Source organism: Planctomyces sp. SH-PL62, assembly GCF_001610895.1.
Taxonomy (GTDB): Bacteria; Planctomycetota; Planctomycetia; order Isosphaerales; family Isosphaeraceae; genus Paludisphaera.
The window spans coordinates 4,758,511-4,772,746 of sequence record NZ_CP011273.1 but is presented as its reverse complement, the minus strand read 5'-3'; the positions used below and the strand labels follow the sequence as shown (position 1 = coordinate 4,772,746).

The window sequence follows — 14,236 nt, the reverse complement described above, 5'->3', positions numbered from 1 at the left end:
GACGCAGGCCCGAGCCGAACGCGATTCGATGGGCGAGATGGAAGTTCCGGCCGCCGCGTATTACGGGGCGCAGACCGAGCGGGCTCGTCGGAATTTCGAGATCGGCTCGCTGCGGTTCCCGCGAGCCTTCCTCCGCGCGCTGGGGCTCGTCAAGAAGAGCGCGGCGAGGGTCAACGTCGACCTGGGGCTGCTCGATCTGAAGCTCGGCGCCTGGATCGAGGAGGCGGCGCAAGAGGTCGCAGACGGCCTCCGCGACGACCAGTTCCCGCTGGTGATCTTCCAGACGGGGAGCGGTACCTCGACCAACATGAACGCCAACGAGGTGGTCGCCGGTCTCGCCAACGAGAAGGCCGTCGGCCGCCGGGGGGGACGATCGCCCGTCCATCCCAACGACGCCGTGAACCTGGGCCAATCCTCCAACGATGTGATCCCGACCACCATCCACGTCTCGGCGCGCGAGGAGTTGGAGAAGCGGCTGAAGCCCGCGCTGGAGCGGCTTCGCGACGCCCTGGCCGAGCGCGCCGAGGCGTTCGACGGAGTGGTCAAGATCGGCCGCACGCATCTCCAGGACGCAGTCCCAATCCGGCTCGGGCAGGAGTTCTCGGGCTACGCCGCGCAGATCGACCACGGCCTGAGGCGGATCGGCGTCGCGTCCGAGGCCCTCGCGGAGTTGCCGATCGGCGGCACGGCCCTGGGAACGGGGGTCAACACTCACGTCGAGTTCCCCGCGAGGATGGCCGAGGCGCTGGGCCGAGAGACCGGTCTGTCCTTCCGACCGGCCGCCAACTTCTTCGAGGCGATGGCCGGCCGCGACGGGATCGTCGAGGCGTCGGCCCTCCTGAAGACCGTCGCCGTGAGTCTGTCCAACATCGCCAACAACCTGCGGCTCCTGGGATCCGGCCCCCGCTGCGGGATCGGCGAGGTCCTGATCCCCGAACTCCAGCCGGGAAGTTCGATCATGCCGGGGAAGGTCAACCCGGTCATCCCGGAGGCCGTCATGATGGTGGCCGCACAGGTCGTGGGGAACGACGCCACGATCGCCTGGGCGAACGCGCTGGGATCGAACTTCGAGCTCAACGTCATGATGCCGGTGATGGCTTACAACCTCCTGGAGTCGATCGGGCTGTTGACCGACGCGGCGGAGCATCTCACCCTCAAGTGCATCGACGCCCGGGAGTTCCTCGCCGGCCAGAAGGCCCAGGGGACCACTCGCGTCGAGGCCGACGAGGCGCAGTGTCGGGACCACGTGGAGCAGAGCCTGGCCATGTGCACCGCGCTCGCTCCCCGGATCGGTTATGATAACGCCGCCGCTCTGGCCAAGGCCGCATACCGCGAAGGGCTGACGATCCGGGAACTCGCGTATAAGATGGATGGAAAGACGCCGGAAGACATCGCCGGGCGGCTCGGCCTGCCGGCCTCGACCGAGTTGCTGCGTGAACACGGCGGCTTCCCTTCCCGGGCCGAGATCGACCGCCTGCTCGACCCGATGCGGCAGACTCATCGAGGGTATGAAGGCGGCGCCCTCGGGGGATGAATGGGGTTTCCTGGAAACTTCTCTGGGACTTTCAGAGTGATTTCGGAGAGAATGAGGAGCGACTCGGAGTGGGCGACCATGGGGGCGGGATCACATGATCGACGATCCGGATTTCAACCTCGATGCCGAAAATTTTGACATCGGGCGTCTCGACGCATCGAAGGGCCAGGAGGAATCGCCCGATGCGGACGCGCCCCACCCGGCCGAGCCTGTCGTGGTGATCCAGTATCGGAATCGCGGCCTGCCCGCGGTCGTGCTGTTCCCGCTGACGCTCGTCGCGTCGTTGGCGTTGTTCGCGGGATACCACCACCTGTACGTCCAGCCGATCTTCTCGCGCACGCAGGCGCTCGCGGCCTCCCAGGCCGAGACTCTCCCGCCCGCCGCGCCGGATCTCGACGAGACGCTGGCGCAGGTTTCGGCGGCGATGGCTCCGCACATCCCCATGCCCCTCACGCTGGAAAGCCAGCCTTTGCCGCCGGGCTTCCTACTCTCGCCTCCGGTCGCCGCCTCCCCCCGGCCCGTCGAGCCCGCCGCCCCCCTCGCCCCGGACGTGTTGGCCTGGCCCGGCTCCGGACCGCCTCCCTTGAAGACCGCCGAGCCCGCGCCGCCTGCTGAGACGAAGCCCTCGGACCCGCCGACCGAAGCGGAAGAACCTCGCCCCGCTCCACCGATCTCGATCGCGTCCACGGCTTCGGACGCGGTGAAGCCGGTCCCTCCCCAGCCTGAGGCGTCGACTCCCGAGGTCGACGAACTCCCCGAGCCCGCGCCCCCCACTCGCGAGGAGCTGATGGAGCGGATCCGGCAGGAAGGGTTGTTGAAACAGGCCCATGAAGACGAGATGGAGCGTCGCAAGCTCGACGCACGCGTCGAGGTCGCGGCCGACGCCCAGGCGCGAGTCGAGAACGATCGGGACGAGTTCCGCCGGGCCCTCGGACAGATCGTCGCGGCCGGCGGCCGAGACGCGGGAGAGGCCATCGAGGACCTTTGCAACCAGTTCGGACGGGGCTACAGCGAGGAACTCAAAAATCGCGCGTACGGCAGCCTGGCCCATTACAAAGGCAAGCTCACCCGCGACGGCGAGGTCCAGATGCTGCGCGCCATCGGTGTCCCCGAGCCGGGCATCCTCGACTACCTGGCGAACCGGCTGCACCGCTCGATGAACTCCCGAAACGGTCCTCGCGGGCCGGCCGAGGTCCGCCTGTTCGCGGCGAAGCAACTCCTGCGGATCAGGCCGGATTCCGCGGCCCTGCCGGCGGCCCCGCCGCCATCGTCGACGCCCGCCCAGACCAAGCCGACCTCGGTTCGACGGACCATCAACGCTCGACGCCCGTGACCTCCCGCGCGATCCAGCCGCGCCTCGAATCGATTCCCTTCCAAGCCTCCGTCGCCCAGGGAAGATCTCCATGCACTTCTTCGAGTTGAAGTCGACCTTTCTCGCGGCTCTCGCGCTCCTCCTGGTCGGCTCCTCCCGGGGCCAGGACATCCACCCCGACGTTAAAGCGGGGACCGACCTCCTCCACGTCGGCGACGGCCTCGCCGATCAGGGGAATTCCAACGACGCCCAGCTCCGCTACAAGGAAGCCTTCGAGAAGATCCTCCCTCGCCTCCGTCGCATCCCCTTCAAGCACGAGGTCAAGCGCGACGTGACCAAGCGCGAGAAGCTCCAGGACATGCTCCTCAAGGAGTTCGAGGAGGACATGACGCCGGCCGAGTTCGAGGCCAACGAGAAATCGCTCAAGGCGTTCGGCCTGCTCCCGACCGACATGGACCTGAAGAAGCTGCTGGTCGATGTCTATTCCGAGGAGATCGCCGCCTACTACGACCCCAAGACCAAGACCATGTACATGATCGAGGAGCCCGAGGCCAAGAAGAACGAGCCTCCCACGTTCCTCGAACGGTTCCTGGGGAAGACCGGCGGCTTCGATAAGGACGAGAACAAGACCGTCATCGCCCACGAGATGACCCACGCCCTCTCCGACCAGCACTACGATCTGGACGCCCTCCACCAGATCTCCAAGCGCAACGACGACCAGTCGCTGGCGGTCTCCGCCCTGATCGAAGGCGAGGCGACGTTGGCCATGATGGCGGCCGGCATGGACGACTGGGAAGGCTCGGAGATCATCAAGACCCCGTCCGAGAATCTGGCCCGGGGCCTGAGCCTCATGGCGCCTTTCATGACCTCGCTGGGAGGAGGCCAGGCACTCAAGGGAGCGCCTCCGATCATTACCGAATCGATGCTCTTCCCCTACCTTCGCGGCATGGTCTTCTGCGCGAAGCTCGCCAACGACGACGGCTGGAAGGGGATCGACGCCGCCTATCTGGATCCTCCGCTCTCCACAGAACAGATTCTCCACCCCGCCAAATATGAAGAAAATCCCGACAATCCGACCCTGATCGAACTGGGGAACCTCGACCCCGGTCCGGGTTGGAAGGAGGTCGGTCGGAACGTCCTGGGCGAGATGCAGACTGCGGTTTTGCTCCGTCGCCACGGCGGGACGGCCGCCGCGGCGGGATGGGACGGCGACCGCTACGCCGCCTTCGAGGGGCCGGACGGAAAGCTGGGCCTAGTCTGGATGACGACCTGGGATAGTGAATCCGACGCCCGCGAGTTCGCTCAAGCCCTGGTCCGGTATCAGACCGACCGGATGGGCGACAAGAAATTCCAGCCCCAGGAAGTGCCCGATTCGCTATGGAGATGCGCGGACGGAGACTGCCGGGTCGTCGAGCGTCGCGGCACCGACGTGGCCGTCGTCGAGGGATTCCCCGGCGTCGTCTCGGGCTCGCTCCTGGAAGCCGCTTTCAAGGCCGAGAAGTCCGAGATGAAGCGTTCCCCGAGGCTCGCCGCTGAGAATCCCGCCACTCAGCCCTAGACGGCCCGGTAGAATGAAGTCGAGATCATCCCATGCGACCGAGGCGTGTTCGAATTTGCGACGCGGGCGCGGATCCAGACTTTAACCACGGGCGGCTGGACCATGAACATCTTCCCGCATCTGCTGGCGTCATCCCGATACTTCGTCGCAGCGGCGGCCCTGGTCATCCTCGCCGGCAATGGGACGGCGCAGGAAGCCAAGGAGGCGCCCGCCGAGAAGCCGACGGTCCTTGATTCGCCGACGTCCGTCGCGACCGTCGAGTCGAAGTCCGGGGCCGCCGACAGGTCCGCGAAGGAGCCCGAGCGCGTCGTCAAGACCGACGAAGAATGGCGGAAGCTCCTGACCTACGACCAGTATCTCGTGACCCGGATGAAGGCGACCGAGCCGGCGTGGTCCGGGCGATACTCGCACGGTCGCTTCAAGGGAACCTTCCTCTGCGTCTGCTGCGGGGCCGAGCTGTTCGACGCCCGCCATAAATTCGAGTCCGGCACGGGATGGCCGAGTTTCTGGCGGCCCCTGAACACGAAGGTTCTCGAACAGGCCCTGGATCGGAGCGAAGCTGAGCCCCGCGTCGAGGTGATGTGTTCCCGCTGCGGCGCCCATCTCGGACACGTCTTCAACGACGGCCCCGCGCCGACCGGCCTCCGCTTCTGCATCAATTCGCTGGCGCTCAAGCTGGATTCCGAGCCGGCCCGGCCCACCACCGCCAACCGCAAGACGACTAACCGGCGACGGTCCTCGGCCACCCGAGACGAGCGCCCGGAGTCGCCGGAATCCACCGCCCCGGCTCACGACAGCGCGGGTTCGAGCCGGTCTCCCCGAAGTCGGTGATCCTGATCGATCAACGGGGACGCTCTCGTTTCGCCGCCAGGCGGGGCTCCAGCCAGGTCGCAAGATCGCTCGCATAGAGCCCCGGGTCAGGATCGAACTCGAAGGTGTGGCAGCCGTCGGGATATTCCAGGATCTGACGGTCCTCGGCGGCCACCCTCCCGAAGTACGCGCGAGTTCGCGCGTTGTCGACGATCCGATCCCGCCCCCCCAGCATGAGGAGCGTCGGCTGGAGGAGCTTTTTCGGGGCTCGACGGATCATCCGGTCGATCAGGAAGCTGGCGAGCAAGAGCCCGGCCGTCGCCTGCCGAAGCCCCATCGGATCGTCGCGAATGAACGCCTGCTTCTCGGGGTCGTCGGTGAATAGGGCGGGGTCGGCCAGGGGGATCGGGAACGTTTTCCGGCGGTTTGTGAAGACCGCCTTAGCGATCCGCAGCTTCTCGGCGAACGTGACCCCGACCTGGGGCTCCAGGCCGGGGCAGATCAGGGCCAGGGCGTCCACCAGATCGGGCCTGCGGACGGCCGTCAACACGGCGATCTTTCCTCCCCAGCTGATCCCGGCCAGGGCGATGGGCAGGGAGGGCGCCTCGGCCTTGATCCGCTGGATCCACTCGGCGACGTCCTCGACCAGCCGGAGCGCGGATGGGGTGTGACCTCGTTCCTGAAGGTTGGGGCCGGAGCCGCGCCGGTTCGGGAACGAGACGTCGTAACCCGCCTCCGCGAGCCGTCTGCCCAGTCCGGGATACCATCCCGAGTGGCTCTGGACGCCGTGCAGCACGACCACCCGGCCTCGGGCTTCGCCGACGGCCGGCCAGCGGGCGACGCGGCAGGGGTAGCCGTCGGAGGTTGTGAACTCGATCTCCTCGTGCGCAACCTCAGGCATGGTCGAGCTCCCGGGTCTCGGTCGTCATCGCGGCCAGCAGATCGGGGTCGACGCGCATCCCCAGGCCGGGGCCTTCGATCGGCCTCGCACGGCCGCCATAGCCGAACGTGAGGTCGTCGCGAGTCACGTTCGATTTGAGGATGTGGCGATCGTAAGATCCTTCAAGGTAGCGAATGCCCGCGACCCGACTGGCCACGTGGCGGCCGGCGGCCGAGAGGATCGCCGTCTCACCGGGGTGGCAGCCCAGCTGCACGCCCAGCCCGTTGCGGCGAGCCAGGCCGATCAGGCGGAGCGACGGCAGCACGCCGCCGCACTTGGAAAGTCGGACGTTGAAGAAGTCGGTCGTCTTGCGGTCGACCGCCGCGATACCGTCCGGCCAGCCGCAGAGCGACTCGTCGAGCATCACGGGGAGTCCGAGGCGGGGCCGGAGATCCGCCAGGGCGTCGACCTCGGCGTGGGCGACCGGCTGTTCCAGGAGTGAAGGGCGGAAGCGGAGCAGGGGGTCGACCTTCTCGATCAGCTCGTCGGCCCGCCACGCCTCGTTGGCGTCGATGCGGATGTCCATCCGACGCCCGAGGATGCGGCGGATCGTCTCCAGCCGCCCAGGGTCGTCCTGGCCGGCCACGCCGACCTTCGCCTTGACGTCTCGGAAGCCGTAGACCCGGAACTTGATCGCCGAGATCCGCTCCTTGCGGCGCGATTCGGCCGTGATCGCCGCGCTGTAGCGGACCGGGAGGGGGCGGGCGTTCCGCTCCAGCCCGTCGGCCGTCGCCAGGGCCACGGCCTCGCCGAGCGAAACGCCGAAGCTCCGACCGTAGGCGTCGAGCACGGCCAATTCCAGCGCGCAGCGGGCGGCGTTGCCGCGCATCCCACGGGGGTCGTCGTCGATCTCCGGGAGGCTCAGGCGTTCCAGGGTCGCCACGACCTCGGCGAACGAGCCCGGTCGACCGATCGCGCGGGGCCATTCGCACTTTTCGAGGGCCTGAAAGGTGGTCTCGATCGTCTCGCCGGTCACGTACGACCGGGGGACGCCCTCGCCGAAGCCGGTCGCGCCGTCGTCCAACTCGACGCGCACGACGAGGTTCTCGCTGGTCGTTCGCTCGTGCGAAGCGTGCTTGACCGGCTTCTTGAGCGGCACCTCGACGCGGTAGAGGGTCAGCCGGCGAATCGAAACTCCCCGGGACGAGGACCGCGGGGAGGGGCATGGATCGGACAAGGCTAGCTCCCGGTCATTCCTGCTTCGCGAGGCCGGATGCGCGGCGACGGTCGTTCGTCACTCGTCCGGGCCCCCCTAGCCTAACACACGCCGGCGCATGAGCCCCCTGGATCCGCTCGCCCTCACCTGAACCTATCGGTTCAGGCGAACCAGAACTCCACCACCGGGGGGGAGGTCGAGTTCGATCCGATCGCCGCCCGGCAGGGGACGCCAGACCACGGTCGGCGCATGGAACGCCTCCATGTCGCCGGGGCCGTTCAGCGCTACTCGAGTCCTCGCCTTGTAATTCAGATTGACGACCAAGACGTGCGTTGGAGTTCCCACCGACGATCCGAAGTAGCCGAGGAGCCAATCTCGCGAGGACGGTTCGGGCGTGAAGGCGCTTCCGGCCGGGAGGGGCTCGCCGCCCAGGGGTGCCTTTTCGGAATGGTAGGCGCCGAGTGAGCGGAGGGGTTGAAGCTCGGTCGCCACGGCGACGAACTCGCGGTTGAGCTGCGAGACCGCCCAGAATCGCGGCAGCGGGACGCTGGTCTCCCTGGGGTCTTTCCAGAATCCCGTGTCGTAACGAAAGTGGGCCAACCCCTGAGCTCCGTAGGCGAGCGAGGTGTAGGTGAGCCAGCGCAGTTCCTGCTCATCGGGCAGGCGTAGACCTTCGCCCGTGGATTCGCAGGCCTGGATGACGTTGAGGAACGGGACGTCGGCCGCCAGTGCGGTCGAGCGGATCAGGGCGAGGTTGAGGAAGTACTGGGTGCCGTCGCCGGAATGCTGGAAATGGTAGTGGTCGTAGCTGATCAGGTCGGGCCGAACGACGTCGACGAACTGTCTCAGGTGATCGCGGTACCGCACCGCCGTCAGGTCGCTGGTGTTGACGCCCGCGAAATCCTGCGGATAGCCGACCCTGGCTCGCTCCGCGACGTCGTCGCTGACCTGGAGCTGGCCGTCGCTCGCGTACGTCGGCAGCAGGCAGATGAAGGCCATGTGGGCCGGGTCGCGTCGACGAATCCAGGAGATGATCTTGCCCAGCTTGGCGAACGCGCCGGCACCGGGCTCGTCGGCCAGGTAGTAGGAATAGAGCGCCGGATGATCGCGGACCTTGACGATCAAGGCGTCGAGCGCCTCGGCCTGCGCCGGGTCGTCGAGATCGGGCATGCCGATTTCAAGGACCGCGCGCAGCCCGTGGCGATCGTAGATGTCGAGGTCCTCGGCGCGCTTCGTCCAGCCCAGATTCCAGCCGCCGGCCGCAAGTTGCGAGGCCGTCACGTCGTTCAATGGGGTATGCGATCCCGGCCCCGCCCAGTAGGTGACGATGGGGGCGCCGAGCTTCCATGTGGATTTGGGGTTCGAGTCTTCGCCGAACGTCGAAACCCCCCAGACGAGGATGGCCAGAAGGGACGCGATCCACGGAGTGACGGATTTCACTGATGAGCCCTGCTGAGTGGGAAAGCGTTCCACGATCGGGTGACGACGTGGCGAAGTCTTTCCTTAAGGTATTAGCAACTTTCGACCTCCAGGTACATCCGCGGACGGCGGCCTGGCCCAGCGACCTGGATCAAACCTGGACCCGTGCGTCGAAGGTTTCACGCGGGCGGGGCGCGGGCCTTGGGTGGGGCTTCCGGAGGAGCGGGACGCGGCGCCCCGACGTTTCGCAAGGGGGTTTGCTCGGCGGGATTTCGGGCGATTCTCATCGTGGAAATCGGCGGCCGCCGGATCCTTTGGCGGCGGGCGTCCGGATCGCGTACAATGACGATGTGAAACAATCGGCCGGATCTCGCGGGCGTCCCGATGCGGGGGGTTGCGGGACTGACGAGGGCTCGAGGGGGGCGGATCGTGGATGACGCGTTCTGGCCGATCGTCTTCCTGGCGATGGGCTTGATGCTCCTGGTTCTGGAGCTTTTCATCCCGTCGGGCGGCTTCATCGGCCTCAGCGCGATCGTCTGCCTGGGCCTCGGGCTCTGGAACGCGTTCCAGTCCTCGCGACGCCTCGGGATGATCTTCGCGGCCGTCGACTTCGTCGCGGTGCCGACGACGGCGGTGCTGGCGTTCCGGCTGTGGTCGCGTTCGCCTTTAGGTCGTCGGTTCGCGCTCGTCCCCCCGGAGCCTGAGGAGATCGACGTCTCGCACACGGACCGCCGGATCCATGACCTGGTGGGGACCGACGGCCGGTCGCTCACACCGTTGCGCCCCTGCGGCCATGTCGAGCTTCGTGGTCGACGGTATGATGGGATGGCTGAGGCCGGTCTCATCGCCGAGGGGGTGCGGGTGCGCGTCGTCCGCGTCCGCTCCGGCCAGGTCGTCGTCCGGCCGATCGACGTCCCCGCGAGGGAAGAGCCGACTTCTCGGCGTGAGGAACCCACCCCGCCTCACGTCGATCTCGGCGCCGAGGCCTAGGCCCGTTCGACGACAGCGACTGACCAACAACCCACGAGGATCTTCCATGACCGCCATGATTCTCGCTCAGGCGAATCCGCCCGCGATGCCCGTCACGACCCTGTTCTGGCTGGGGGTCGTCACGCTCGGCGTGATCGCACTTCTCGGCGGTATCTTCATCACCAAGTATTTCAACCTCTGGATCCAGGCGTTCCTCACCCAGGCGAACGTCAGCATCGTCGACCTGGTCGGGATGTCCTTCCGCAAGGTGAACCCGAACATCATCGTCCGGTCCAAGATCATGGCCTATCAGGCCGGACTGACCGAGAAGGACGGCCTCACCACGCGGGCGTTGGAGTCGCACTATCTCGCGGGGGGGAACGTCCCGAACGTGGTCCGCGCCCTGATCGCCGCCAACCGCGCCGATATCCCGCTCTCTTACAAGCAGGCGACGGCCATCGACCTGGCGGGCCGGAACGTGCTGGAAGCCGTGCAGACGAGCGTCAATCCGAAGGTCATCCCCTGCCCGGACCCGAGCCAGGGGCGGAGCACGATCGACGGCGTCGCCCGCAACGGCATCCAGTTGAAGGTGAAGGCCAAGGTGACGGTGCGGACGAATCTCGACCGCCTGGTGGGCGGGGCGACCGACGAGACCATCATCGCCCGCGTCGGCGAAGGCATCGTCAACGCCATCGGCTCGGCCGAGACCCACCTCCAGGTGCTCGGCAAGCCCGACTCGATCTCCAAGCGGGTGCTGGAGAAGGGGCTGGACGCCGGGACGGCCTACGAGATCCTCTCGATCGACATCGCCGACATCGACGTCGGCGACAACATCGGCGCCAACCTCCAGGCCCTCCAGGCCGAGGCCGACACCCGCGTCGCCCGCGCCAAGGCCGAGGAACGGCGAGCGTTCGCGGTCGCCAAGGAGCAGGAGATGCAGGCGGCCGTGCAGGAGAACCGCGCCAAGGTCGTCGAGGCCGAGGCCGAGGTCCCGCTGGCGATCGCCGAGGCGTTCCGCCAGGGCCACCTCGGCGTGGGGGACTACTACAACCTGAGGAACGTCCAGGCCGACACCGAGATGCGTTCGGCCATCGCCGGCACCGGGAGCAACGTGCGACAGCCCGTGGTCTCGACCCCGTGAGCCGTCGTCGCGTCGCCCGCCCCCGCCCCCGCCCCTCGTGATCGCAGGAGTTGCAGCCGATGGGTAGGCTCGAAGCCATCTCTCAGTTCATCGTGCCCCTGATCTTCCTGGCAATCTGGGCGTTGACCTCGCTCCTGAACCGGGAGGGCCAGCCGCTGCCGCAGCGACCGGCCCGACCGGGAGGTCGACCGGGGCCCAACGCCCTGGGGCCCGCGGCCCGTCGCGAGGAGACCGCCGGGATCCGGGACGGCGAGTCGCCTGCGCCCTCGGCGTCGAGACGATCGACGGCGGATCTCGGCTCGGAGGAGGGCGGGGCGTGGACGCCCGATCGCGTCCCCAGGCCGTCGCCCTCTTCCGCGCCGACGCCCCCGCGTCGGATCGGACGCCAGGCGGCCGCCGATGGGCAGCCTGCGGCCGACGTCTACGTCATCGACGACGAGCTCGTGTTCATCGATCCCGTCAGTCGCATGCAAATCGGGTCCGCGCCGGTTTCCGGACCCCGATCGAGCCCTCGCCCCGCGGCCGCGCGCAAGCCGTCCCGAAGCCGCCGTCAGGAGCCGAGAGGGGAGCGTCCGCTCGGCGAGGATCCTGCCACGCAGCGCGTGCTCTCTGAGCAGGTCGGTCAGTCGATGGCCCTGAATCGGGGCAAGCCGATGGACCTTTCCCCGCTCACGTCGAAACTCACGGCCCTTGGCGACACTTCGCTTCGGAACGCCTCGTCGGCCGCCGCCACCGTCGCGTCGAACGTCGTCCCTCCCTCCCTGACCGCCCAGGAACTAAGTCGGATGATCGCCGACCAACCCCGGCTGCGCGAGATGGCCCTGATCGCCGAAGTCCTCCAGCCCCCGGTCAGCCTTCGCAGGTCTCGAAGGGGAGTCTGAGCCCCGCCCCCTGTTCGTTTCCCCCCGCGCGAATGCGCCGATTTCGCGCATCCCTCGGCCTGCAACCATCGTGCAGGCCGAGTTCGTTTCCGGCCCGATCGTCGTCCCGAATTCGCTCCAGGCGTGGAGCCGTCGCGCCGATAAACGACCCTGGACCTGGAGAGCATCCGGGTCCGTCGCCAATGGCATGGCGCCTCTCGACTTAGCAGAGCGGTATCTCCACGGATGGAGTGCGTCCGGTTCCCGGGCGTTCACTCAATCACGACATCTTCGCGATTCGACTGTCGACGAGGAGATCCGATGCCTCCCCACCGATCCCCCCTGCGCCTCGTGCGTCTGGGCGCCCTGCTCGCCCTGGCGTGGACGGCCCCGATCCCCACTTCCCTCGGCGATGACGCGCCGCCCGACGACGGACTTGCCTGGCGTTCCGATTACGGTCAGGCGCTTGAGGAAGCCCGCACGTCCGATCGCCTGCTCTGGATCCAGTTCACGGGCCCCTGGTGCCCCAACTGCCTCCGCATGGAGCAGGACAGCTTCCCGGCCCCCGCCGTCGTGGCACGGTCGCGGTCGGACTTCGTCGCGGTCAAGCTCCGGGCGGACGTCCAGGAAGACCTGGCGCTGAGCTTCGGCCTGACGGGCCTCCCGGCCACGGTCCTCGTCGATCCCTCGCGCAACGTGCTGGGCGTCCATCAGGGCTATCTCGGCCCCGAGGACCTCGACGGCCTCCTCGGCCGCGCCGTCGCGAGCCGGGCCCCTCGCCACAACGTGGAGGATCTGGCCGACGCCCCCCGACTCGCGCGGGAGTTCGTCGGTCCTCCCGAGCCTTCCCAAATTCAGATCGCGAAGGTTGAGAAGCCCTCGAAGATCGAGGAACACGTGGAACTCTCGGGCTATTGCCCGGTGAGCCTGGTCGCCGAGAAGCGCCTCGTCGAGGGGCAGGCGGAATACGCCGTGGCGCATCAGGGACGCGTCTACAAGTTCGCCAATCTCGTGACCTTCAACCTCTTCCGCCGGGACCCCGATCGCTACGTCCCGGCCAATAACGGACGATGCCCCGTCGAGCAACTCGACCAGGGGAAGGAGGCCCCCGGCGATCCCCGGTTCGGGGCCCTCTACAAGGGACGCCTCTACCTTTGCGCCTCGAAGCAGGACCGGCTCCGATTCGTCGGGGATCCGGATCGATATGCGACGGTCGGCGTCGAGGAGCAGGGGAATTGCCCGCACTGTCTGGCCGAGGCGGGCGTCCTCGTTCCGGGTGATCCCCGCTACAGCCTGACGATGGCCGGGCGGAGCTACTGGTTCCCCGATGACCAGCACCGCAACGCGTTCATGTCACTGGCGCCGTCGCGGACGATTCGCCGCTGACGGCCGGTTCGGGCACCCCGTTTGCATTGACCGTGCGACGTGGCTAGGTGAACGCGAGACGGCGAGGCGATCGACGATGGACGCATCGAAGCGAAGGTTCCGTTCCGCGATGGACCTCGGCGGCTTGTCGCTGAAGGAAGCGCTGCGACGGACCTGGACGAAGCTCAACGAAGACGAGTTGATGACGCGGGCGGCGGCGATCACCTTCTACGCCATCGCGTCCCTCGTCCCGTTCCTCGGCCTCGTGGTGATGCTCGCAGCCGAGGTGCTTCCCTGGATTTCTCGCGACAAGCAGGTCGATCCGACGACGCTGCTGGAGGGGATCTTCCCGCCCGAGGCCACGAAGCTCCTGGTCGGCGAACTCGAGAGCATGCGCAGCCGTCCCAGCGGTGGTCTGATCTCGTTCGGGACGTTCGCCTTGCTGTGGCTGAACTCCAGCCTGTTCGTCTCGGTCATGGACGCGGTCAACCGGATCATGCGCGTGACGGAGCGGCGGCCTTACTGGAAACAGCGGCTGATCGCCCTGTTTATGGCGGTGCTGGAGGCGATCCTCTTGATCCTCGTCCTGGCCAGCACCCTTCTCTGGCCCCAGATCCTGGGCTTCCTGCGACTGGAGGGGGCTTCCGCGTACCTCCTGACGCTCGCCCACGCCCTGACGGTGTTCGGCCTCATCCTCATCAGCTTCGCAGCCGCCATGTACTTCGCGCCGGACGCGGACCAGCGCTGGGAGTGGATCACGCCCGGCAGCCTGCTGGGATCGATCCTGTTGGTTTCGGTGAGTTACCTGTTCCGCTACTACGTCCAGCGTTGGGGCGACTATAGCGCGACCTACGGTTCCCTGGCGGGCGTGATCGTCCTGATGAGCTGGATCTGGCTCTGTGCGGTGGAGCTGCTGGTCGCGGCCGAGTTCAACAAGGTGATCGAGGACGCCTCGCCCTACGGCAAGGATTACGGCGAGCGGACCGAGAGCCCGTCCACCCGGGCGCGAGCGGCCGGCTTCATCGGGGCCTTCTTCAGGCGGGGACCTCTCAAGGAGAAGTCGAACCGGATGCGCTCGCCGATGCTGGACGATCCCTCGGCCGATCGCAGTCTCGAGCCCGACGCGAGCGCGACGGCGAGCGCCGACGACGCCGACCCGGATTCCTGAACGC

Annotated in this window: 12 protein-coding genes; 9 read left to right on the top strand and 3 right to left on the bottom strand. The window is 67.5% G+C overall.

Annotated features, from left to right (window positions below; genetic code table 11):
• Positions 1–28: 28 nt before the first annotated feature.
• The 4 genes from VT85_RS18350 (at position 29) to msrB (ending at position 5,235) form a co-directional block, all read left to right on the top strand.
• The gene (locus tag VT85_RS18350) at positions 29–1,534 is read left to right on the top strand and encodes a class II fumarate hydratase (RefSeq protein WP_082859007.1); all 1,506 of its coding nucleotides are present in this window, start codon (positions 29–31) and stop codon (positions 1,532–1,534) included.
• A gap of 94 nt (positions 1,535–1,628) precedes the next feature.
• Positions 1,629–2,867 carry a hypothetical protein gene (locus VT85_RS18345; protein ID WP_068418598.1) on the top strand — a complete coding sequence of 413 codons (1,239 nt, stop codon included), beginning with the start codon at positions 1,629–1,631 and terminating at the stop codon, positions 2,865–2,867.
• A 70-nt stretch (positions 2,868–2,937) separates the two neighbouring features.
• Positions 2,938–4,404 (top strand): hypothetical protein, encoded by a 1,467-nt coding sequence (locus tag VT85_RS18340; RefSeq protein WP_068418595.1) that lies wholly within the window; start codon positions 2,938–2,940, stop codon positions 4,402–4,404.
• 45 nt (positions 4,405–4,449) lie between these two features.
• On the top strand, positions 4,450–5,235 hold the full coding sequence (gene msrB / locus VT85_RS26915; RefSeq protein WP_231871406.1) for a peptide-methionine (R)-S-oxide reductase MsrB: 786 nt from the start codon (positions 4,450–4,452) through the stop codon (positions 5,233–5,235).
• Between the two features lie 10 nt (positions 5,236–5,245).
• Here msrB and VT85_RS18330 read toward each other — a convergent pair whose 3' ends face one another.
• From VT85_RS18330 to VT85_RS18320, 3 genes are all read right to left on the bottom strand, one after another.
• A complete protein-coding gene (locus tag VT85_RS18330; protein ID WP_068418593.1) occupies positions 5,246–6,115 on the bottom strand; it encodes an alpha/beta fold hydrolase in 870 nt (289 codons plus the stop codon).
• Positions 6,108–7,331 carry a dipeptide epimerase gene (locus VT85_RS18325; RefSeq protein ID WP_068418590.1) on the bottom strand — a complete coding sequence of 408 codons (1,224 nt, stop codon included), beginning with the start codon at positions 7,329–7,331 and terminating at the stop codon, positions 6,108–6,110. The genes VT85_RS18330 and VT85_RS18325 overlap by 8 nt, the downstream gene beginning before the upstream one ends.
• 132 nt (positions 7,332–7,463) lie before the next feature.
• Positions 7,464–8,600 carry a hypothetical protein gene (locus VT85_RS18320; RefSeq protein WP_156512944.1) on the bottom strand — a complete coding sequence of 379 codons (1,137 nt, stop codon included), beginning with the start codon at positions 8,598–8,600 and terminating at the stop codon, positions 7,464–7,466.
• Positions 8,601–9,158: 558 nt separating this feature from the next.
• On the opposite strand from VT85_RS18320, the gene VT85_RS18315 reads away from it, so the two are divergent.
• The 5 genes from VT85_RS18315 (at position 9,159) to VT85_RS18295 (ending at position 14,232) form a co-directional block, all read left to right on the top strand.
• Positions 9,159–9,719 carry an NfeD family protein gene (locus VT85_RS18315; protein WP_197490858.1) on the top strand — a complete coding sequence of 187 codons (561 nt, stop codon included), beginning with the start codon at positions 9,159–9,161 and terminating at the stop codon, positions 9,717–9,719.
• A 46-nt stretch (positions 9,720–9,765) separates the two neighbouring features.
• Positions 9,766–10,839, top strand: coding sequence for a flotillin-like protein FloA (floA, locus tag VT85_RS18310; protein ID WP_068418580.1), 1,074 nt, complete (start codon positions 9,766–9,768; stop codon positions 10,837–10,839).
• 59 nt (positions 10,840–10,898) lie between these two features.
• A complete protein-coding gene (locus VT85_RS18305; RefSeq protein WP_068418577.1) occupies positions 10,899–11,720 on the top strand; it encodes a hypothetical protein in 822 nt (273 codons plus the stop codon).
• A gap of 300 nt (positions 11,721–12,020) precedes the next feature.
• Positions 12,021–13,085 carry a thioredoxin family protein gene (locus VT85_RS18300; RefSeq protein ID WP_068418574.1) on the top strand — a complete coding sequence of 355 codons (1,065 nt, stop codon included), beginning with the start codon at positions 12,021–12,023 and terminating at the stop codon, positions 13,083–13,085.
• Between the two features lie 124 nt (positions 13,086–13,209).
• Positions 13,210–14,232, top strand: coding sequence for a YihY/virulence factor BrkB family protein (locus VT85_RS18295; protein WP_197490857.1), 1,023 nt, complete (start codon positions 13,210–13,212; stop codon positions 14,230–14,232).
• Positions 14,233–14,236 lie beyond the last annotated feature (4 nt).

Coding starts and splice junctions, on each gene's coding strand:
- floA (WP_068418580.1), top strand. CDS start 9,766: ATGACCGCCATGATTCTCGCTCAGGCGAATCCGCCCGCGATGCCCGTC.
- VT85_RS18330 (WP_068418593.1), bottom strand. CDS start 6,115: ATGCCTGAGGTTGCGCACGAGGAGATCGAGTTCACAACCTCCGACGGC.
- VT85_RS18340 (WP_068418595.1), top strand. CDS start 2,938: ATGCACTTCTTCGAGTTGAAGTCGACCTTTCTCGCGGCTCTCGCGCTC.
- VT85_RS18350 (WP_082859007.1), top strand. CDS start 29: ATGGGCGAGATGGAAGTTCCGGCCGCCGCGTATTACGGGGCGCAGACC.
- VT85_RS18300 (WP_068418574.1), top strand. CDS start 12,021: ATGCCTCCCCACCGATCCCCCCTGCGCCTCGTGCGTCTGGGCGCCCTG.
- VT85_RS18305 (WP_068418577.1), top strand. CDS start 10,899: ATGGGTAGGCTCGAAGCCATCTCTCAGTTCATCGTGCCCCTGATCTTC.
- VT85_RS18345 (WP_068418598.1), top strand. CDS start 1,629: ATGATCGACGATCCGGATTTCAACCTCGATGCCGAAAATTTTGACATC.